Annotated in this window: 15 protein-coding genes; 6 read left to right on the forward strand and 9 right to left on the reverse strand. The window is 68.6% G+C overall.

The window, feature by feature from the left end; all coding sequences use genetic code 11:
* Nucleotides 1–455 precede the first annotated feature (455 nt).
* Nucleotides 456–2,432, forward strand: a complete 1,977-nt coding sequence (ftsH, locus tag H0X90_RS23880; protein ID WP_077188792.1) for an ATP-dependent zinc metalloprotease FtsH — start codon at nucleotides 456–458, stop codon at nucleotides 2,430–2,432.
* 9 nt (nucleotides 2,433–2,441) lie between these two features.
* On the forward strand, nucleotides 2,442–2,780 hold the full coding sequence (locus tag H0X90_RS23885) for a hypothetical protein (protein ID WP_227739702.1): 339 nt from the start codon (nucleotides 2,442–2,444) through the stop codon (nucleotides 2,778–2,780).
* Here the strand turns inward: H0X90_RS23885 and otsA are convergent.
* Nucleotides 2,740–4,146: an alpha,alpha-trehalose-phosphate synthase (UDP-forming) gene (gene otsA / locus H0X90_RS23890; protein WP_006483013.1), complete on the reverse strand. Its 1,407-nt coding sequence runs from the start codon at nucleotides 4,144–4,146 to the stop codon at nucleotides 2,740–2,742. The genes H0X90_RS23885 and otsA overlap by 41 nt on opposite strands.
* Nucleotides 4,147–4,787: 641 nt before the next feature.
* A complete protein-coding gene (locus tag H0X90_RS23895) occupies nucleotides 4,788–6,407 on the reverse strand; it encodes a methyl-accepting chemotaxis protein (protein WP_077188791.1) in 1,620 nt (539 codons plus the stop codon).
* A gap of 44 nt (nucleotides 6,408–6,451) precedes the next feature.
* Here H0X90_RS23895 and H0X90_RS23900 point away from each other — a divergent pair, with 44 nt between their 5' ends.
* The gene (locus H0X90_RS23900) at nucleotides 6,452–6,694 is read left to right on the forward strand and encodes a hypothetical protein (RefSeq protein WP_127447482.1); all 243 of its coding nucleotides are present in this window, start codon (nucleotides 6,452–6,454) and stop codon (nucleotides 6,692–6,694) included.
* A 180-nt stretch (nucleotides 6,695–6,874) separates the two neighbouring features.
* Here the strand turns inward: H0X90_RS23900 and H0X90_RS23905 are convergent, their stop codons facing one another.
* Complete coding sequence (locus tag H0X90_RS23905) at nucleotides 6,875–8,959, reverse strand: TonB-dependent receptor (RefSeq protein ID WP_012493345.1); 2,085 nt, start codon at nucleotides 8,957–8,959, stop codon at nucleotides 6,875–6,877.
* 414 nt (nucleotides 8,960–9,373) lie between these two features.
* Here H0X90_RS23905 and adhP point away from each other — a divergent pair, with 414 nt between their 5' ends.
* Nucleotides 9,374–10,402 (forward strand): alcohol dehydrogenase AdhP, encoded by a 1,029-nt coding sequence (gene adhP, locus H0X90_RS23910; RefSeq protein ID WP_006483046.1) that lies wholly within the window; start codon nucleotides 9,374–9,376, stop codon nucleotides 10,400–10,402.
* 70 nt (nucleotides 10,403–10,472) lie between these two features.
* Here the strand turns inward: adhP and H0X90_RS23915 are convergent, their stop codons facing one another.
* From H0X90_RS23915 to H0X90_RS23925, 3 genes are all read right to left on the reverse strand, one after another.
* On the reverse strand, nucleotides 10,473–11,918 hold the full coding sequence (locus H0X90_RS23915; RefSeq protein WP_060263915.1) for a sialidase family protein: 1,446 nt from the start codon (nucleotides 11,916–11,918) through the stop codon (nucleotides 10,473–10,475).
* A 450-nt stretch (nucleotides 11,919–12,368) separates the two neighbouring features.
* On the reverse strand, nucleotides 12,369–12,800 hold the full coding sequence (locus H0X90_RS23920; protein ID WP_006483055.1) for a MarR family winged helix-turn-helix transcriptional regulator: 432 nt from the start codon (nucleotides 12,798–12,800) through the stop codon (nucleotides 12,369–12,371).
* Nucleotides 12,797–13,714: an alpha/beta hydrolase gene (locus H0X90_RS23925; protein WP_077188790.1), complete on the reverse strand. Its 918-nt coding sequence runs from the start codon at nucleotides 13,712–13,714 to the stop codon at nucleotides 12,797–12,799. The genes H0X90_RS23920 and H0X90_RS23925 overlap by 4 nt, the downstream gene beginning before the upstream one ends.
* 300 nt (nucleotides 13,715–14,014) lie before the next feature.
* Between H0X90_RS23925 and H0X90_RS23930 the strand changes: the two genes are divergently transcribed.
* Both H0X90_RS23930 and H0X90_RS23935 read left to right on the forward strand, forming a co-directional pair.
* A complete protein-coding gene (locus H0X90_RS23930; protein ID WP_060263913.1) occupies nucleotides 14,015–14,983 on the forward strand; it encodes an ABC transporter substrate-binding protein in 969 nt (322 codons plus the stop codon).
* A 61-nt stretch (nucleotides 14,984–15,044) separates the two neighbouring features.
* Entirely contained in the window at nucleotides 15,045–16,139 is a 1,095-nt protein-coding gene (locus H0X90_RS23935; protein WP_077188789.1) for an LLM class flavin-dependent oxidoreductase, read from the forward strand.
* A gap of 78 nt (nucleotides 16,140–16,217) precedes the next feature.
* Here H0X90_RS23935 and H0X90_RS23940 read toward each other — a convergent pair whose 3' ends face one another.
* The 3 genes from H0X90_RS23940 to H0X90_RS23950 form a co-directional block, all read right to left on the reverse strand.
* The gene (locus tag H0X90_RS23940) at nucleotides 16,218–17,150 is read right to left on the reverse strand and encodes an ABC transporter substrate-binding protein (RefSeq protein ID WP_006494830.1); all 933 of its coding nucleotides are present in this window, start codon (nucleotides 17,148–17,150) and stop codon (nucleotides 16,218–16,220) included.
* Between the two features lie 34 nt (nucleotides 17,151–17,184).
* The gene (locus H0X90_RS36225) at nucleotides 17,185–18,984 is read right to left on the reverse strand and encodes an amino acid ABC transporter permease/ATP-binding protein (RefSeq protein ID WP_077188788.1); all 1,800 of its coding nucleotides are present in this window, start codon (nucleotides 18,982–18,984) and stop codon (nucleotides 17,185–17,187) included.
* A gap of 62 nt (nucleotides 18,985–19,046) precedes the next feature.
* Complete coding sequence (locus H0X90_RS23950) at nucleotides 19,047–20,399, reverse strand: LLM class flavin-dependent oxidoreductase (RefSeq protein WP_059722778.1); 1,353 nt, start codon at nucleotides 20,397–20,399, stop codon at nucleotides 19,047–19,049.
* Between the last annotated feature and the right edge of the window lie 7 nt (nucleotides 20,400–20,406).

Here is a 20,406-nt window from a genome sequence, read left to right on the forward strand (position 1 = left end):
GTGGGCGGGTGGGCTGGTCGTTCGATGCGCGCCCGGCGGCCGCGCGGGCTGCGGCGAATGCGGCGCGGGATGCAACGGCCGGCATCGCGCGCGGCGGCACGATGCGACTGTCACAAAAATGTCATGAACGCGACTATAGCGCGGCAAGGGGGCGGATGAAAGCCGTTTGTCGGACGATTCGACGCTTGCGCCGCGAGCGCTGCGCGACGTCCACGCGCGAACTAGACTGGAATCAGGGGCGGCGCGTCGCGGCGCGCCGCCCGGGCGAGGATCGCCCGGCGACGCCGGCCCCCGGGTTGCCGAGGCGGCATCGATGCGACGAACGACGCGAGACAGCGAGGCGACGATGACGTGGATGCATGGCGTTTTCGCATGGCTGCCGCGGCCGCGTACCGGTTGCGCGCGCGTGCCGGCGTGAGCGCACGCCGCGCAGCAGATACGGCCGGCCCGATGCCATGGACAGGAAATTCGACTACCCGGGATTGCTGATCGCGGCGGGCTTCTTCGTGCTGTTCGCCGCGCAGTTGCTGATGCTGCATCCGACGTCGACACCGATCGCATACAGCGATTTCCACCGGCTCGTCGCCGCGCGGCTGGTCGACGATCTCGAGGTCGGCCCCGCGTCGATCTCGGGCACGCTGAAGATGCCGCAGGCCGGCACGCTGCTACCGGCGTCCGACGCCGCGGTCGTGCAGCAGGCCGGCACGCCGTGGCGCTTCACGACCAGCCGCGTGACCGACGAACACCTGATCGACACGCTGACCGCCGCCGGCATCCGCTATCACGGCACGCCCGACACCGGCTGGATCGCGTCGCTCGCATCGTGGCTGCTGCCGCTCATGCTGCTCGTGTTCGTGTGGAACATGATGCTGCGCAAGCGCGGCGGGCTGCAGGACTTCACCGGGATGGGCAAGAGCCGGGCGCGCGTGTACGTGCAGCAGGAAACCGGCATCACGTTCGACGACATCGCCGGCATCGACGAAGCGAAGGCCGAACTGCAGCAGCTCGTCGCGTTCCTGCGTAACCCCGATCGCTACCAGCGACTCGGCGGCAAGATCCCGAAAGGCGTGCTCGTCGTCGGCGCGCCCGGCACCGGCAAGACGCTGCTCGCGCGCGCGGTGGCCGGCGAGGCGGCCGTGCCGTTCTTCTCGATCAGCGGCTCGGCGTTCGTCGAGATGTTCGTCGGCGTGGGGGCCGCGCGCGTGCGCGACCTGTTCGAGCAGGCGCAGCAGAAGGCGCCGTGCATCGTGTTCGTCGACGAGCTCGATGCGCTCGGCAAGGTGCGCGGCGTCGGCCCGATGTCGGGCAACGACGAGCGCGAACAGACGCTCAATCAATTGCTGGTCGAGATGGACGGCTTCCAGGCCGGCTCCGGCGTGATCATCATGGCCGCGACCAACCGGCCCGAGATCCTCGATCCCGCGCTGCTGCGGCCGGGCCGTTTCGATCGCCACATCGCGATCGACCGGCCCGACGTGAACGGCCGCCGCCAGATCCTCGGCGTGCACGTGAAGCGCGTGAAGCTCGCGGCCGACGTCGATCTCGGCGAGCTTGCGTCGCGCACGCCGGGGTTCGTCGGCGCCGATCTCGCGAACGTCGTCAACGAGGCCGCGCTGCATGCGGCCGAACTCGGCAAGCCGGCGATCGGCATGGCCGATTTCGACGAAGCGATCGACCGCGCGCTGACGGGCCTCGAGCGCAAGAGCCGCGTGATGAACGAGCAGGAGAAGCTGACGATCGCATATCACGAAGCCGGCCACGCGCTCGTCGCGGAAAGCCGCGCGCATTGCGACCCGGTGAAGAAGGTGTCGATCATTCCGCGCGGCGTCGCCGCACTCGGCTACACGCAGCAGGTGCCGACCGAGGATCGCTACGTCCTGCGGCGCAGCGAGTTGCTCGACCGGATCGACGCGCTGCTCGGCGGGCGCGTGGCGGAAGAACTCGTGTTCGGCGATGTGTCGACCGGCGCGCAGAACGACCTCGAACGCGCGACCGCGATGGCGCGCCACATGGTCATGCAATACGGAATGAGCGAGAAGATCGGGCTCGCGACGTTCGACGACGGCGACGCGCGCCAGGGCATGCCGGGCGCATGGCATGGCGCCGACGGCCGCTGCAGCGAACATACCGCGCGCATGATCGACGACGAGGTGCGCACGCTGCTGACCGATGCGCATGTGCGCGTCGCGGCGACGCTCGGCGAACGGCGCGACGCGCTCGAACGCATCGCGCGACGGCTGCTGCAATGCGAGGTGCTCGAACGCGACGGGCTGCAGGCGCTGATCGACGGGCGCGTCGAACCGTCGTCGGCCACGTCGGCGTCGCCCGGTGACGATGCCGGCGCGCGCGGCGGCGCGATCGAAACGGAGCAGGCGTCGGCGGTCGAGCGCGATTTCGTCGCGTACGGCCGGCCGCACGAACCCGATCGGTGAAGCCGCCGCGTGGAGTTTGCGCTGGAGCGGCAGCACGTCGATCCGCAGCCGGTCACCGCGCATGTCGATGTCGATATGGTGCGGAACGAAGCGGGCAGGGTGTGCGTGGGCGCGATGGCCGTGCGCCGGTCGGTCGGCCGGACCTGGGCCGGCCTCGCGGCCGCGACGCGCGCGCTCGATCGGTTCGATGCGTATTGCGTGGTGACCGGGAGCATGCGCGCGCATCCCGATTTCGGTCGACGCGCGCGATGCAAACGGCGTCGTGCTCGAATGCGCGACGACCGGCGCGTGAGCGCGCGTCAGCGCGTCAGGATTCGGCCGCGGCCGCCACTTCGGCCGCTTCGGTGAGCGCTTCGAGAAAGCGCGTGCGCCACCAGTGCACGTCGGTCTTGCGCATGATCGCCATCAGCGCCGCGTGACGCTGGCGGCGCTCTTCGAGCGGCATCGTGAGCGCGCGCTGGATCGCCTGCGCGGTGCCCTGCGTGTCGTACGGATTGACGAGCAGCGCCGACTTCAGTTGCTCGGCCGCGCCCGCGAAACGCGACAGCACGAGCACGCCGGGGTCGGCCGCGTCCTGCGCGGCGAGGAACTCTTTCGCGACGAGGTTCATCCCGTCGCGCAGCGGCGTGACGAGCGCGACCCGGCTTGCGCGGTAGAGGCCCGGCAGGCGCTTGCGCGCGACGGTGCGGTGGATGTAGCGCATCGGCATCCATTCGAGCTCGCCGTAGTCGCCGTTGATCGCGCCGCACAGGCTGTCCATCTCGCGCCGCAGGTCGTCGTACGCGCCGAGATCCTCGCGGCTCGGCGCGGCGATCTGGATCAGCGTCGCGCGGTCGCGGTTCTCCGGATACTGTTCGAGCAGCTGGCGGAACGCATGCACGCGCTGCGGCAGCCCTTTCGTGTAATCGAGCCGGTCGACGCCAACCAGCAACTGGCGACGCGAATATTCGTCGCGCATCCGCTCGAACATGTCGAGGCCGTCGCGATCGCGCGCGAGCGACTCGAACTCGTCGACGTTGATGCCGATCGGGAACGCGCCGGCCGACAGCGTGCGGCCGAACGCGCGCAGCCGGCCGTCCGGCAACCTTGCCGCGCCGGCTTCCGCCTCGACGTAATGCTCGAAGTGCAGCAGATCCGATTCGGTCTGGAAGCCGACGAGGTCATACGCGAACAGCGAGCGCATCAGCCATTCGTGTTCCGGGATCGCGGCCATGATCGGCGGCGGCGGCATCGGGATATGCAGGAAGAAGCCGATCGGATTCGTGCAGCCCATCGCGCGCAGCTCGGCGGCGAGCGGAATCAGCTGGTAGTCGTGCACCCAGATGACGTCGTCGGGCCGCAGCAGCGTGCTCAGCTTGCGCGCGAACAGCTGGTTCACGCGCCGGTAACCGTCGGCGAAGCGTCGATCGAACTGCGCGAGGTCGAGCCGATAGTGAAACACCGGCCACAGCACGTTGTTCGAGTAGCCGAGGTAGTAAGCGTCGTAATCCTGCGGATCGAGATCGATCGTCGCGAGCTGGATGCCGCCGACGTTCTGGATCTGCACGTCGTCGCCCCGCGCGGCCTGATCGTCGCCGCCGCGTAGCCTGCCGCTCCAGCCGAACCAGACGCCGCCGGTTTCCTGCAGGCTGTCCTTCACGGCGACGGCGAGGCCGCCGGCCGCGGCTTTACGGGGATCTGCGATGCGATTGGATACGACGACGAGTCGGCTCACCAGCTCTCCTGACGATTGTTGGGGGAAGGTTCGTGCGGCCAAGGCGCGAGAGGCAGACGCCGCCATCGGCGCGCGCTGCGCGATACGATGGGGCCGCATGGCGATCGGACGGGAGTCAGGGCATGCGATTCGCCGTCCGGTCGAGAAGTGCTTTTTTTAGGATACTCGTCATTCGTGCGTTTTAAAAGTCTGTGTCGACGGACGAGGTGGACCCGCCTGTCGCGCGGTATCGGTGACGACGGCGCGGCAACGCGCGATGCGGGAGCGGGACCGAAACTTGCGCACGGCTGCGGACGCAATGTGTGCAAGGCCAGGCGGCGCGTGGCGCGCATGGCGGGCGATTTTTTCGGCGATCCATGTGCGCGCATGACGGCACGCGAATCGGCGGCACTGACCTTCGATGCGGAATGCGGCTGTGCTGCGCGGCGTGTCGGCCTACACGCGCGCGTGCCGGAAACGCGTCGCACGCAGCGGCGATGCGCGTCGCCGTGCATGCGTACTTCCGGACGCGTTATCGGGTGACGACGACGCGCTGCCGCATCGCGTGCCGCGCGTGGCCGCGCATCGTCCGGTGCGCGCCAGCGCGGCGCACGCGCACAAGCGAAACAGCGTGCGCATCGCCGTCTCGTTCGCGACCGCCGTTACGCGGCAGCCGGCTGCCAGTGACGCGGGCCGGCTTCCTGCGCATGCGCGCCGGGCGACGTGCCATGTGCGCCGGACGGCATCCGGAATGCGGCGACCGTTTCGGACAACTCGCGGCCCTGCGCCTCGAGCGACTTCGACGCGGCCGCCGCCTGCTCGACGAGCGCCGCGTTCTGCTGCGTCGTCTCGTCCATCTGCGTGATCGTCAGGTTCACCTGGTCGATGCCGCGGCTCTGCTCGGCCGACGCGGCCGCGATCTCGCCCATGATGTCCGTCACGCGCGCCACGGCCTGCGTGACGTCGGACATCGTCTTGCCGGCTTCGCCCGCGAGCGCCGAGCCGTCGCGGATCGTCTGTACCGACGCGGTGATCAGTTCCTTGATTTCCTTGGCCGCCGTCGACGAGCGCTGCGCGAGATTGCGCACCTCGCTCGCGACGACCGCGAAGCCGCGGCCCTGTTCGCCCGCGCGCGCGGCTTCGACCGCCGCGTTGAGCGCGAGGATGTTGGTCTGGAACGCGATGCCTTCGATGATGCCCGTGATTTCGGCGATCTTCGACGAGCTGTGGCCGATCTCCGTCATCGTGTCGACCACGCGGCCGACCACCGAGCTGCCGCGGTGCGCGACGTCCGACGCATTCGCGGCGAGCGTGCTCGCCTGTTGCGCGTTTTCCGCGTTCAGGCGCACCGTCGACGTGAATTCCTCCATCGTCGCCGCGGTTTCCTGCAGCGACGCGGCCTGTTCCTCGGTGCGCTGGCTCAGGTCGAGGTTGCCCGACGCGATCTCGCTGACGGCGTGCGCGATGCTGTTCGACGAGTCGCGTACACGGCCGACGATGCCGATCAGCCGTTCGTTCATCGTCCGCAGCGCGTCGAGCAGGTCGCGCGTTTCGTCGTTGCCGCGCACCTCGATGCGGCTGCCGAGATCGCCGTTCGCCACCGTGCGCGCGACGTCCACGGCCGCGCTGATCGGCACCGTGATCTTGCGGGTCAGCCACAGGCCGCCGCAGGCGGCGATCGCGACGGCGATCAGGCAGATGCCGGCCAGCAGGTTGCGCTCGACCGTGTAGCGATCCGCGAAGGCCTGCGCGATCTCGGTTTCGCGTTCGTGCGTATAAGTCGCATAGGCGTCGGTCGCCCGCACCAGTTGCGCGAGCAACGGGCGGCAATTGTCGTCGATGTCGGCGATTGCCTCGTCCTTCTTGCCCGCCTGCGCGAGCCCGACGATGCGCAGTGCAACGGGCCCGTAGCGGGTTTCGATGCGCACGATGTCGGCCACCAGTTCGCGTGCGCGATCGGAGGTGTCGGTCGCGTTCGCCATGAGTTCCTTGAGCTTCGCGAGATGGTCCTGCACGTCCTTGTGCGCGCGGTTCACCTCGGCCAGCTCGGCCTCGACGTCGGCCGGCCGGGTGACGAGCACGAGGTTGCGCGCGGCGATCGCGCGCCGGTCGACCGCGGTGCGGATGTGCGCGGACAGGTTCGCCCGTGCGTTGATGCCGTTCATGTAGCGTGAAAACTCGGCGTTCGTGTCGGACAGTGCCTTGAGAGCCATGCCCGACACGATCACGACGACTGCGGCGAGCAGGCCGAAGCCGCCGAGGAGTTTCGTTTTGATGCTCATTCTGGCGATTTTCACGTTTGGGCCCCCGTGCGTGTGGTTGGCAAATGGAATTTATTAGTTCGACCAGATACGGGCTCGTGCCGGCTTTAACGGGTATTCGCGATGATTCTTTACCCTTCGAAAACCCTGATATTCGTTTTTCGAGTGATGAAAGCCTTGTCGCTCGGGCATTCTTGATCCCGATCAATAAGCTGCCGGGAGGGCATTTATTCAATGCGTTATGCGGGGGATTTGAAACCGGTTTTACTGATAAAACAAAAACCATCTTCTTTATAATAATTGTCTGATGATTTCTTTCTGATTTACCGGTGAATAACGGAATTTCGTTGCGGATGAATTGGGGCGCGATCCGGCGTGCGTTTCAATGCGAAACGATGCGATCGATTGACGGATAAATGGAAAGGCGCGGGCGGTTCGGGGGCGCGCCGGCAAAAGACTCGCGGCGGGCGCCGCGAGCCGTGCGAGGGTCAGAACGTGGTGCGCAATCCGGCCATCACGCTGCGGCCGCCTTGCGGGGCGAAGCCGCGCACGACCGACGTCGAGTAGCGAATTTCCTGGTTCGTCAGGTTGTCGCCGCGCAGGTACGCGAGCCAGTGCGTCGGACCGACGCGGAACTTGTACGTCAGCATCACGCCGAGCGACGTATAGCCGTCCGTCGAGAAGTCGTCGTCGGGCACGCGATGCTGCGACCACGCATGCGTGACCTGCGCGCGCGCGCCGAACGGGCCGTAACCGTAGTCGGCCGCGAGCGTCGCGCGCAGCGGCGCGATGCGCGGCAGCGGCTGGCCCGTGTCGACGTTGCGCGCGTGCGTGTAGTCGGCCGTCAGTTCGAGATCGACCGTGTGGCCGCGCCGCGAGAATGCCCGCCACTTGCCGTCCAGCTCGATGCCGTAGAACTCCGCGCGCACGCCGCGGTAGATCGCCTCGTTGAGCGAGCCGTCGGTGCCGGGCGCGACCGGTTCGCCGTCGTCGTCCACGACGCGGCCGGTGTTGTACTCGGTCAGGTAGTTCGAGAAGCGGTTGTAGAACACGCCGACGCTGCCGCGGTTCGGCCCGCTCGCATAGCGCAGCGACAGGTCGGTCGACACGGCCTTTTCCTTCGACGCGTTCGGGTTGCCGATCAGGAACTGGCCGGTCGCATCGTGCGGGCCGTTCGAATACAGCTCGTAGAAGGTCGGCGCGCGTTCGGTGTAGGCGACGTTCGCCGCGATCGACCAGACCGGCGTCAGCGTGAACAGCGCGCCGGCCGACAGGCTGCCCGCGTTGAAGTCGCGCGGCTGCGCGCCCGCGAATTTCTCGACGCCGGCCGGATCGGGATCGACCTTCACATGCTCGAAGCGGCCGCCGAGGCTCAGCTTCAGCGCCGGGACGACCTGCCATTCCTCGAGGCCGAACAGCGCGACGCTGTTGGTGCGCGTGGACGGCACGAGCATTTCGTCGCCGAGCGCCGAGAACGTGTTCTGGCCGAACTGCACGCCGATCGCGCCTTCGAACGGCCCGATCTTGCGATGGCGCGCCTCGATGCGCGCCTCGTAGCCGCGATTGCGGAAGGTGGTCGCCGTCTCGCCGTTGTCGATTTCCTTGTGACGGTAGTCGGTGTACGCGAAATCGAATTTCAGCGTCGTGAACGGCCCGCTCAGGTTGCGCACCTCGGAGGCGAGCGCGAGGCGTTCCTGGCGCATCCGCAGCCGCACGTCGCTTTCCGCGACCGAGCCATAGTTCGATTCGTAGCCGCTGTACGACAGGCCTGCGAAACCGTCCGCCCACGTATACGACGCGCCGACCGCACCGCCGTGCACGCGGCCGTCGCTGTTCGGCACGTTGCCTTCCGGTTGCGGCGTGTCGGGACCGTCGATCGCGCGTTGCTGGCTGCTGCGCGCGTAGCCGGGAATCCGCAGCTTGCTCGTTTCGCGATCGAACGCGTCGACGTGAAATGCGAAGCGGCCGTTGCCGCCTTCGACCTGCGCGGCGCCGGCACGCACGGAATTCGCGCCGCCGTAGCGCGCGTCGAGCGCGCCGGTCACCCCCTGGATCGCTTCGCGCGGAATCCGGTTGTCGATCGTGTTGACCACGCCGCCCACCGCGTTGCCGCCGTACAACAGCGCGGCCGGCCCGCGCACGATTTCGACGCGCTCGATCGACAGCGGATCCTGCGGCACCGCATGGTCGTACGACAGCGACGACGCGTCATAGGCCGCGACGCCGTTCTGCAGCAGCCGGATCCGGTCGCCGTCCATCCCGCGGATGATCGGCCGGCCGACCATCGGCCCGTAGGTGGTGGTCGACACGCCGGGCAGCCCGTTGAGCGTTTCGCCGAGCGAATCGGCCTGGCGGCGTGTCAGCGCATCGCCGGAGAGCTGGACGGTCGGGGCGATCAGTTCGGTGTCGCCGAGCGGGTTCGCGGTCACGAAGATCGGTGCAAGCGGCGCGGATGCGTTGGCGGGCGTGCCGGACGCGCCCGGTGCATCGGTCTGCGCGTGGGCGACGGCGGCGAACAGCATCAGCGACAGGGACGAGAGCGGGCGAAGCGGTAAGCGAGGGAGGTCGCGCATGGTCGGTGAATCGGTTGGAATCGGATCGGATAACGAGCGATGCGGGTCACCGCTGGATACGATATATTGTTGCGTCTATGACGCGCAATGACCCGTTGGAACATGGCTCGGCGAGGCTCGGCCACCGGGTCGGGACGGCGTCAGGCGGACGAGCACGCGAGATGATATGTTATATCATGTCAAATTCCAAGCCGAATGGCGGGATCTCGTCGGGTTTCCGTCGGAGCGGTGAAAGGGGGGGGCGCGAGCGGCGGGGCGGCGAGCGGTCGACGGCTCGAGCTTTCACGTCGAACGATGCCGATCGTGGCGCGTCGGGTCGGTTGCTGCATCCGTTCCGATGCGTTGACGCGTATCAACGTGCTCCGATTCCGGAACCGGATACTGAGTCGCTCATCGACCAGACAGGAGCGACGCATGACCCAGACCATGAAAGCGGCCGTGGTACACGCGTTCGGCGCGCCGTTGCGCATCGAGGAAGTGCCGATTCCGGCACCGGGGCCCGGCCAGATTCTCGTCAACATCAAGGCGTCGGGTGTTTGCCATACCGATCTGCACGCGGCCGACGGCGACTGGCCCGTCAAGCCGTCGCTGCCGTTCATCCCGGGCCATGAAGGCGTGGGGATCGTCGCGGCGGTCGGCGCGGGCGTCACGCACGTGCGCGAGGGCGATCGCGTCGGCGTGCCGTGGCTCTATACGGCCTGCGGCCATTGCGAGTACTGCTGCACGGGCTGGGAAACGCTCTGCCATGGGCAGCAGAACACCGGCTATTCGGTGAACGGCAGCTACGCGGAATACGTGCTGGCCGATCCCGACTACGTCGGCCAGTTGCCCGCGCAGGTCGCGTTCGACGAGATCGCGCCGATCCTGTGCGCGGGCGTCACGGTCTACAAGGGCATTCGCGTCACCGACACGCGCCCGGGCCAGTGGCTCGCGATTTCCGGCATCGGCGGCCTCGGGCACGTGGCCGTGCAGTATGCGCGGGCGATGGGCCTGCACGTCGCGGCCATCGACATTTCCCCCGACAAGCTCGCGCTGGCGCGGCAACTGGGCGCGCACCTGACGATCGACGCGTCGATCGACGACCCCGCAACAGTGATCCAGAAGGAAATCGGCGGCGCGCACGGCGTGCTCGTCACGGCCGTGTCGCGCAGCGCGTTCGCGCAGGCGCTCGGGATGGTCCGGCGCGGCGGCACGGTGGCGCTCAACGGTTTGCCGCCGGGCGATTTCCCGCTGCCGATCTTCTCGACCGTGCTGAACGGCATCACCGTGCGCGGGTCGATCGTCGGCACGCGGCGCGATCTGCAGGAATCGCTCGATTTCGCGGCGGACGGCCTGGTGCGCGCGCACATCCACCGCGACCGGCTCGGCAACATCAACGACGTATTCGCGAAGCTGCGGGAAGGGAAGGTCGACGGGCGCATCGTGCTGACCGACATGCATTGAGGCGCGGGACCTGCGCCCGCCGCCGCGCGACGCATGGCGGCGGGGCGGCGGCGAGATGGTCGGGCTCGCGTTACGGCGCGAAGAACACGTCGGTGCGGTTCGTCAGGTTGCCCGCGTTGGTCTGCACGAAGAACGGATGGAACGACGACGACGGAAGGACGTCGAGCCCCTGGTAGTCGCCGATGAAGAACCCTTCGGCATTGGGCGCGAGCTTCATGTCGAACGGGCCGCCGACGCGCCGCTCGTCGGCGAACGTGGCGCCGCCGTCGTGCGAGATCTTGCGCCAGAAGCCGGTCGGCAGCGTCGTCGTGTTGCCGGCCTGCAGGTCGCGGAAGTCGTAGTGCGTGACCATCACCGCACCCGTGTTGTCGACGCGCACCGACGGATTGAACGCCGGGCGTCCGGTCGGCGTGTTCACCTGTTGCGGCGTGCTCCAGGTCGCGCCGCCGTCCTTCGACGTCGATAGCGCGATCTCGTCGTATGCGCCGCCGTTGAAGCGGCTGTCCTGCCACACGACATAGAGTTGCCCGGATGCGGGATCGATCGCGGGTTCCGGAATGATGTCGCCGGTGCGCACGGGTTCGCCGGTGTTCGGATCCGTGACGCCGACCGTCTGCAGTCCGGCGATCACCTGCGGCTGGGTCCACGTCGCGCCGTCGTCGGTCGACTTGATGAACGCGACCTTGCCGGCCGCCTTGCTGAACGGCGGCTGGATCAGGTCGAAGAAATCGTAGAGCGTGCCGCTCTTCGGATCGACGACGATCTGGTTGCCGATCGTCTGCTGGCGCGACGGCACGTCGACGATGACCTTCGCGGCGCTCCACGTCTTGCCGCCGTCGGTCGTCTTCGAGAACAGCGTCGGCCCGCGGTACGCCTTCGTGTGCAGGTTCGCGTACGGATTGCCGTTCGGCAGCTCGAGACGGTCCCATACCGCGTACGCGGTGCCGGCCTTCACCGGGTTGGCGGTCACCGATTCCTTGTCGTTGAAGAACTGCGTCGTCGGTTCGTCGTTCGCGATCAGCACGGCCGGGCTGCTCCACGTTTGCCCACCATCGGTCGAGACCGACGCGCCGACCGCGTTGGCGTTGTTCGACTGGTTGAACGAGATCGATACCGAATACGCGGTGCCGTCCGGCCCGAACGATACCCACGGATCGGACGCGCGCTCGTATTTCAGCCCGCCCGGCGCGCATGCGCTGAACGGCTGCGGCGTGCGCGCCCAGGTCGCGCCGGCGTCGAACGTGTAGCCGGCGACGAGCCCGTGGGCGCCGCCGTTCGACCAGCGGTCCTGCTGCCACACGCCGATCATGTTGTTCGGGTTCGCCGGGTTGACCGCGAGCCACGGTTCGACTTCTGCATTCACGTAGTTGGTGCCCGGGCCGCCGATGGTGCACGCGGCGAACGGGCTGGGGCCGGAGACGACGACGGGTTCGGCGTGCGCCGCGGCAGCGGCGGCCAGCGCCATCGCGGCGGACAGGCGGGTGACAAGCGGATGGGACACGATCATGCGTCGCATGGACGACTCCTCGGTGAGGGGCGAATGCGATGGCGGGGCACGACGAGACAACGCGAGCCGGGGCGCGGCAATCATGCCGCGTGTCGTTGCGTGCCGTTCAGCATGCCGTTTCAGTCATCGCAATCCGCGTGCGCTGGATGCCGCCAGCGCTTCGGTTAAGACTCCTCTTCTTTTCATTGCTTGTCGGGTGTGTCTGCGATGTCGACCCGACGGGAAAGCCAGTCCGGGCATGCGACGAATGTGTCGAAGTGGATTGCAATGTAGGCGATTCGAATGCCGCGCGACAGGCGGTTTTTTGTAACAGGACGTAGCCGGAAAGCGTTGCCGAAAGCGCGCATCGGGCCCGCAAGTTTTGCCGTTGCGCGGCATGAAAATCGAATCGAAAACGCGAATCGCAATCGCTTGCGATTGATGCGCGCGCACGCCGGCCGCGCGCGCGTGAAGCGCGGTTCAGCGCTCCGCCGGAAAGCGCTCCTGCAACGCATGCAGCCAGCGCGCGACGACGTCGAGTTCGTCGTCGGAAAACCCGTCGCACAGCTTGCCGTTGAGTTCGCGCAGCAGCACGCGCGCACGCTTGAGTGCCGCGTGGCCGTCGTCGGTCAGGTACAGCCGCGTCGCGCGGCCGTCGTCCGAATCGGCATGACGCGTGATGAGGCCGGCTTTCGCCATCCGGTCGGCGAGGCCCGTCATCGCGGATGGCGCAAGTTGCAGCGTCGCGCCGACTTCGCCGATCAGCGCGCCGTCCTGTTTCGCGAGACAGAACAGCACGCCGGCCTGCGCGGCGCTCGCGCGCGTCTCGGTTTCGGCCTTGCGGTCGATCCAGCGCTGCACGCGCCGCTGGCCGATGTTCAACATGAAAAACAGTCGTCGGTCTTCGCTCAAGCTGGGTTCCCGGCTGCAATGAAAAGGGAGGGGCGGCCCGCGGCGCGCGGCGTGTCGAGCGCCTGCGCGAGCCAGTCGGCGACGTCGGGCCACAGCACGGTGCCGGGCCGGCTGCGAAAGAAGCCCATGTGCCCGACCGGGCCGCTGCCCGCCGCACGCGGATCGATCTGGCGGCGTTCGACCTTCGCGCGGGTCAGATAGCTTACCAGCAGGCCGATCGCGGCCGGATTCGCCCACGGATCGTCGTCGAAGCCGAGCGCGAGGATCGGCAACTGCTGCTTCGAGAAGCGCTCGGCCGCACCGAGCGTCGGATCGTCGAAGAAGTAGTGCGGCAGCGTCGTCCAGCGGCTCCATTCGCGGAACACGCCGGCCGGCAGATCCTCGCCGAGCCCGAGCCGCTTGCCGGGCACGTAGCCGAGCAGCGCGGACGTCAGCGGGCCGAGCACGCGCAGGATCAGCCGCACCTTCACGCGTTCGGCCGCCTGCGCGATCAGCCGCGTGCTGCCCGCATGCGCGGCGACGAGCACGGCCGCGCGCAGATGCGTCGTCGCGCCGGACAGCCCGATCGCGTGTCCGCCGACGCTGTGGCCGACCGCCAGCAACGGGAGCCCTTCATGCGTGTGCCGGGCCCACGCGGTCGCGGCGCCCACGTCGAGCTCCATCCAGTCGCGCATGCGGGCCTGCAGCGTGCGCAGCCGCGCGGGCCGCGATGCGCCGATGCCGCGATAGTTGTAGGTCAGCGCCGCGAAACCGCGCTCGGTCAGGAAGCGCGCGAAGCCCGCATACAGCCGCTCGGGCACGGCCGTCGCCGGATGGATCAGGACCAGCGCGCGCGGCGGCGCGTCCGGCGACCACAGCGTGCCGTGCAGTACGTAGCCGTCGGCGGCGGAAAATTCGATGGGTTCGGAGGTCATGGCCGTCCTCGCTCGGGCAGTTATTTCGTATGCGAAATATAGTCGGTAATGTGTTTCGCGTGCGAAATATCTATCGAGGAATCGTTCGAACTTCACGCGGCGGCGGCGGCCGGCGGCGAAGCGGCGGCCGCACGCGCGTGCTTCATAAAATATTTGCATCTTTGCATAGAAGAATATTGCGTTTGTGTCATGAAGTGGATCGACGTATCTTCACCGGTTCCATCCGTTCCGCCGGCGGTCGCGCACGGCGGACCAAGGGCGTCGCCGTCGCGCGGCCGCCCGCCAACCTTCCGGGAGATCATGTTGCTGAGCCGAATCGTCACGGCGCTCTTGCTGGCGCTTGCCGCGCAGCCGGGCATCGCCAAGGACACCGTCACGCTGCGCGTCGGTGAACAGAACTACTTCAACATCCAGGCATCGATGGAAGCGTCCGGCGTGCTGAAGGACCTGCCTTACACGATCGAATGGAAGCACTTCCAGGCCGCCGCGCCGGTCGCCGAAAGCCTGAACGGCAACGCGATCGACCTCGGCTTCCTCGGCGATTCCGCGCTGCTCACGCTGGCCGCGCGCGGCGCGCCGGTCAAGGTCGTCGCGGTGTCGCGGCAGAGTCTCGACGGCGTCGCGATCCTCGTGCCGAAAAGCTCGCCGGTGCGCACCGTGGCCGACCTGCAGGGCAAGACCATCGCGGTATGGCGCGGCGCCTGGAGCCAGCAACTCGTGCTGCGCGCGCTCGAACACGCGGGCCTGCGCGCCGATTCGGTGAAGTACGCGTACCTGATGCCGATCGACGCGACCAACGCGCTCGCGAACGGTTCGGTCGATGCGGTGTCGCTGTGGGAGCCGTTCGTCAGCACGCTGGCGTTACGGCAGGGCGCGCGGCCCGTGACGACCGCGCAGGGGCTGATGCCGGCGCTGAGCTTCGTCGCCGCGAACGAGCAGGCCGCCTCGGGCAAGCGCGCGGAGATCACCGACTTCCTGCGGCGCGTGGTGGCCGCACGCCAGTGGGTCGACAGCCATCCGCGCGAGTACGCGGACCTGTGGGCGAAGCGCGCGAATCTCGAACCCGACGTCGCGTATCGCTGGCTCAACAATGCTCGGCAGCGCGTCGGCCCGGTCGACGAGACGGCCGCGAAGGACGCGCAGAACACGGCCGACTTCCTGCACAAGTCCGGCGTGATTCCGGCCGCGTACGACACGTCGAAGCTGCTCGACCGCTCGTATGCGGGCGCGTTCGCGGCGCCTGCGCAGAAGACCGCCGCCGCGCAGTGACCGTGCGGCCCGCTGCACGATTCCCGCGCTTCCCGATCGACATACCCGAGGACATCCCGACATGCCAGTCGACATCGTCGGCATGATCACCGCGACACCGGGCGCGGAGGTCGACGTACCGGGCGGCGCGGCCGTCCAGCCGGACTACGTGCGCCGCTTCGCGCAGGCGCACGAAGCCGCCGGCTTCGACCAGATCCTGATCGGCCATTTCAGCAACGCGGCGGACGGCTTCATCGTCGCGTCGTTCGCGGCCGCCGCGACCGCGCGCATCCGTCTCCTGCTCGCGCACCGGCCGGGCGTGATCGTGCCGTCGGCCGCCGCGCGGCAGATAGCGACGCTCGACGTGTTCAGCGGCGGAAGGCTGGCGCTGAACGTGGTGTCCGGCGGCGACGATGCGGATCTGCAGCGCGACGGCGATTTCGTGCCGCACGATGCCCGCTATCGCCGCACCGGCGAATATCTCGACGTGCTGAAACGGATCTGGCTGGCCGATGCGCCGGTCGATCACGATGGCGCGTTCTACCGGCTGCGCGGGGCGTCGCCGGTCGTGAAGGGCGCGCAGCGGCCGCATGTGCCGATCTATTTCGGCGGCTCGTCGCCGGCCGCGCTCGCCGTCGCGGGCGAGCATGCGGATGTCTACATGACGTGGGGCGAGCCGCTCGACGCGGTGCGCGAGCAGATCGCGCGCGTGCGGGCCGCCGCCGCGCCGTTCGGGCGGGCGCCGCGCATCAGCGTGTCGTTCCGGCCGATCGTCGCGGATACGGAGGCGGCCGCGTGGGAAAAGGCCGAGGCGATCCGCGAACGCGTGCGTGCGGCGCGGCTCGCGAACGGTCAGCCGATCGCCGGTCACGCGCCGCAGAATGCGGGCTCGCAGCGGCTGATGGCCGCCGCCGCGCAGGGCGACGTGCTCGACGAACGGCTGTGGATGGGCGTTGCGAACCTGACCGGCGCGCGCTGGAATTCGACCGCGCTGGTCGGCACGCCCGAGCAGGTCGCGCGGGCGCTCGGCGCGTACTACCGGCTCGGCGTATCGACGTTCCTGATTCGCGGTTTCGATCCGCTCGACGATGCGCTGGCCTACGGGCGCGACCTGATCCCGGCGATTCACGCGCATGTTGCGGAGCTCGACCGCTATCGGGCGGCGGTGCCGGCGTAGGCGAACCCGCCGAACTGCCGCACGTTGACGCGCCCCGGCATCGCCATCACGGCATGCCGGGGCGCTTGCCTTGAACGCTCAGAACGACGGCAACCCCGGCGGATTGGTCTCCGCCCGCGCGATCGCCTCGCTCTGCAAACCCCAGCGCGCGAGCGCCTGCCCGTAGCGGCCGTTGCCGATCAGCGCATTGGTCGCGAGCGTCAGCGCCGGCGCGAGCCCACTGCCGCGGCGCGTCGCGATCGCGACGTCCGCATTCGCCGGCCAGCCCGCATTGACGACGCCGACGCGACGGATCTTGCCGGTGCGCGCGGCCTCGTACGCGAGCGACGCGTTCGGGTTCAGCTCCGCATCCGCGCGGCCCGACAGCAGCGCGACGCGCGCCGTCGCATCGTCGTCGAAATAGAGCAGCTCGGCCGGCTTCAGCCCCTGCGCGACGTTGCGCTTGCTCCATTCGAGCAGGATGCGCTCCTGGCTCGTGCCGGCGCCGGTGATGATCCGCAAACCCGCGATGTCCTTCGGCTCCGCGATCTTCGCGATCGGGCTGGCGGTGCGCACGTAGAAGCCGTGCAGCCCGAGCCGGTAGGTCGTGAAATCGTATTTCTCCTTGCGCTTTTCGGTGACGCCGACGTTCGAGATCACCGCGTCGTACTTGCCGGACGTCAGCCCGAGCGGCCAGTCGGCCCACGCGATCGGCAGCAGCACGAGCGTGCGGCCGAGCGCGTCGGCAACGAGCTGCGCATAGTCGGGATCGGCGCCGACCACGGTGCGCGCGTCGGTCGCATAGGTCGACACGGGCGGCGCGTGCGGCGAGATCGCGACCGTGAACGCGCCGTCGCGCACCCAGCGGTAGCCGCTGGCCGCGCGGATGGCCGCGTCGTCGGGGCCGGCGCGCGGGCGGCCGGCCTGGCGCGGGTCGAGGTCGGCGGTGGCCGCCGCCGCGCGTGCCGCCTGCCACGGCAGGCCCGATGCCGCGAGCAGCGCGGCCGTGATGAACTGGCGTCGATCGGTCATCGTGCGGCACCCCGCGAGTCGGAAGCGGCGCGCATCACAGCACCCGCGACAGGAACGCGCGGGTGCGCGGATGCGACGGCGCATCGAGCACGGCGGCGGGCGGCCCGGCCTCGACGATGCGCCCGCGTTCCATGAACAGCACGTTGTCCGCCACTTCGCGCGCGAAGCCGATTTCGTGCGTGACGATCACGAGCGTCGTGCCCGAGCGCGCGAGTTCCTTGATCACGTCGAGCACTTCGTTCACGAGTTCGGGATCGAGCGCCGACGTCGGCTCGTCGAACAGCAGCACCTTCGGCCGCAATGCGAGCGCCCGCGCGATCGCGACACGTTGCTGCTGGCCGCCGGACAACTGGCGCGGGTACGCATCGGCCTTATCCGCGAGGCCGACCCGCGCGAGCAGCGCGCGTGCGCTGTGCTCGGCCGCATCGCGCGTCACGCCGGCGACGGCGACCGGCGCTTCGATGAGGTTCTCGAGCACCGTCAGGTGCGGGAACAGGTTGAAGTTCTGGAACACCATGCCGACGGCCGTGCGCCGCTTCAGCACGTCGCGCTCCTTCAGCTCGTGCAGCACGTCGCCGTCGCGGCGATAGCCGATCAGCTCGCCGTCGATGTCGATGAAGCCGTCGTCGACGCGTTCGAGATGGTTGATCGTGCGCAGCAGCGTCGACTTGCCGGAGCCGGACGGCCCGACGATCACGGTCACGCTGCCGCGCGGCGCGACGAACGACACATTGTCGAGCACGCGCTGCATGCCGAACTGCTTCGACACGCCATGGACGGCCACTTCGCCGCCGGTGCGCGACACCGCGGCCACGGTATCGGCAGACGGGCCGGCCTCGCCTCGTGCACGGGCGATCGAGGCCGTGCGGCGCGACGTGACACGCCGCCACAGCCCGCCGATGCGCGCCAGCGCGAACGTGACCACGGACGGCGGCGGGTTGCGCAGCGCGCCGCGTGCATAGTGCCGCTCGACCTGTACCTGGATCGCGGACAGCACGGTCAGGATGATCAGGTACCAGACGGTCGCGACCATCAGCAGCGGAATCACTTCGAGGTTGCGGCGATAGATCACCTGCACCGTGTAGAACAACTCCGGCATCGCGAGCACGTACACCATCGACGTGCCTTTCGCGAGCGTGATCAGATCGTTGAACGCGGTCGGCAGGATCGCGCGCATCGCCTGCGGCAGCACGATCCGCGACGTCTGGCGGCCGCGCGGCAGCCCGAGCGCGGCGGCGGCTTCGAGCTGGCCCTGGTCGACCGCGAGAATGCCGCCGCGGATCACCTCCGCGGAAAACGCCGCATGATTCAGCGTGAGGCCGAGCACGGCCGCGAGGAACGGGCTGATGAGGTCGGTCGTCGGCGTGTCGAACCACACGATGTCGGTGAACGGCACGCCGAGCCGCACGTGCTCGTACAGGTAGCCGAGGTTGTTCAGGATCAGCAGCAGCACGATCAGCGGAATCGAGCGGAACAGCCACACGAAGGTCCATGCGCTGGCCGACAGCAGGCGCGACCGCGACAGCCGGGCCAGCGCGACGAACGCGCCGAGCACGAAGCCGAACACCGCGCCGAGCAGCGTCAGCACCAGCGTGCGCGCGAGCCCCGACAGCACCGGCGGCGACAGGAACCATTCGGCGAACACCGGCCAGCCCCACTGCGGGTTGCCGAGAATCGAATGCAGCGTGAGCGCGATCAGCACGAGCGCGAGCACGGTGCCGGCCGTGCGCGACCGGTGGCGCGCGGGCACGATCCGCAAACGCGTGCCGGGCTCGCGAGCGCCGGGGGAAGAGAGCGGCGGCAGCGCGCCGCCGAGATGGGTCGTGTCGCTCATGTCGTGGGAATCCTCGAATCGATCGATCGGCGGGCGCGCCGCGCACGGGCGGCGCGGCGGCGTCAGGCGTGCGCTTCGGCCGCCGCTTCCTGTGCGGCGCCGGGCGTCGCGTAGCGGCTCGCCTTGCGCGGCAGACCGAGGTGATCGCGCAGCGTCGCGCCGGGCAGGTCGCGGCTGTAGCGGCCGCGCGCCTCGAGCACCGGAATCACGAGTTCGATGAAATCGTCGACGCCCTGCGCCTGCACCGGGAAACCGAGGATGAAGCCGTCGCCGGCGCCCGCGTCGTGCCAGCGGATCAGTTCGTCGGCGACGTGCTCGGCCGTGCCGATGAAGTTCGGCCGCGGCGTCGCGACCGCGAGCGCGGTCTCGCGCAGCGACAGGCCCTTGCGTTTCGCATCGGCCTTGATCCGGTCGGTGGTCGAGCGGAAGCTGTTGCGGCCGAGCTCGCCGAGTTCCGGGAACGGCGCGTCGAGCGGGTACTGCGTGAAGTCGTGGTGATCGAAATAGCGGCCGAGGTACGCGAGCGCCTCGTCGATCGTCAGCAGGTCGCGGATCGCCTGGTATTTGTCCTCCGCTTCGGCGGCCGTGCGGCCGACGATCGGCCCGACGCCGGGGAAGATCTTCACGTCGCCGGCCTGCCGCCCGTGCTCGATCGCGCTCTGTTTCACGCGCCGCGTGAACGCGGCCGTTTCGTCGATCGACGGCGAATGCGTGAACACGGCATCCGCGTATTTGCCCGCGAGGCCGATCCCGGTGTCGGACGAGCCGGCCTGGAAGATCACCGGCTGCCCCTGCGGCGAGCGCTGGATGTTCAGCGGGCCCGCGACCTGGAAGAAGCGGCCGTGGTGATCGAGCGTATGCAGCTTGTCGCGATCGAAGAAGCGGCCGCTCGCGCGGTCGCGCACGAATGCATCGTCGTCCCAGCTGTCCCACAGGCCCTGCACGACGTCGAGATATTCGTCGGCGATTTCGTAGCGCAGTTCGTGATCCGGGTGCGCCTTGCCGAAATTCTTCGCGGTGCCTTCGAGCGGCGTCGTCACGACGTTCCAGCCGGCGCGCCCGCCACTGATCGCGTCGAGCGACGCGAGCTGGCGTGCGACCGTGAACGGCTCGCTGTACGACGTCGAGATCGTGCCCGCGAGCCCGATCTTCTTCGTCGCGACCGCGAGCGCCGACAGCACGGTCAGCGGCTCGAAGCGGTTCAGGAAATGCGGGATCGACTTCTCGTTGATGTAGAGGCCGTCCGCGACGAACGCGAACGCGATGCCGGCGGCTTCCGCCTTGCGGGCGACGCCGATCATGAAATCGAGGTTGATGCTCGCGTCGGGCGGGTTGCTCGGATGCCGCCACGCGTTCATGTGGCTGCCTGCGCCTTGCAGCATCAGGCCGAAGGGGATCGATCGTCGGGTCGTCATGATGGGA

It is taken from the genome of Burkholderia sp. 9775_39 (genome assembly GCF_015712225.1).
GTDB lineage: Bacteria > Pseudomonadota > Gammaproteobacteria > Burkholderiales > Burkholderiaceae > Burkholderia > Burkholderia cenocepacia.

Excerpts from the sequence above, each read along its gene's own strand:
- ftsH (WP_077188792.1), top strand. The coding sequence starts at position 456 with ATGGACAGGAAATTCGACTACCCGGGATTGCTGATCGCGGCGGGCTTC.
- H0X90_RS23895 (WP_077188791.1), bottom strand. The coding sequence starts at position 6,407 with ATGAGCATCAAAACGAAACTCCTCGGCGGCTTCGGCCTGCTCGCCGCA.
- H0X90_RS23900 (WP_127447482.1), top strand. The coding sequence starts at position 6,452 with ATGGAATTTATTAGTTCGACCAGATACGGGCTCGTGCCGGCTTTAACG.
- H0X90_RS23905 (WP_012493345.1), bottom strand. The coding sequence starts at position 8,959 with ATGCGCGACCTCCCTCGCTTACCGCTTCGCCCGCTCTCGTCCCTGTCG.
- adhP (WP_006483046.1), top strand. The coding sequence starts at position 9,374 with ATGACCCAGACCATGAAAGCGGCCGTGGTACACGCGTTCGGCGCGCCG.
- H0X90_RS23915 (WP_060263915.1), bottom strand. The coding sequence starts at position 11,918 with ATGCGACGCATGATCGTGTCCCATCCGCTTGTCACCCGCCTGTCCGCC.
- H0X90_RS23925 (WP_077188790.1), bottom strand. The coding sequence starts at position 13,714 with ATGACCTCCGAACCCATCGAATTTTCCGCCGCCGACGGCTACGTACTG.
- H0X90_RS23930 (WP_060263913.1), top strand. The coding sequence starts at position 14,015 with ATGTTGCTGAGCCGAATCGTCACGGCGCTCTTGCTGGCGCTTGCCGCG.
- H0X90_RS23935 (WP_077188789.1), top strand. The coding sequence starts at position 15,045 with ATGCCAGTCGACATCGTCGGCATGATCACCGCGACACCGGGCGCGGAG.
- H0X90_RS23940 (WP_006494830.1), bottom strand. The coding sequence starts at position 17,150 with ATGACCGATCGACGCCAGTTCATCACGGCCGCGCTGCTCGCGGCATCG.
- H0X90_RS36225 (WP_077188788.1), bottom strand. The coding sequence starts at position 18,984 with ATGAGCGACACGACCCATCTCGGCGGCGCGCTGCCGCCGCTCTCTTCC.
- H0X90_RS23950 (WP_059722778.1), bottom strand. The coding sequence starts at position 20,399 with ATGACGACCCGACGATCGATCCCCTTCGGCCTGATGCTGCAAGGCGCA.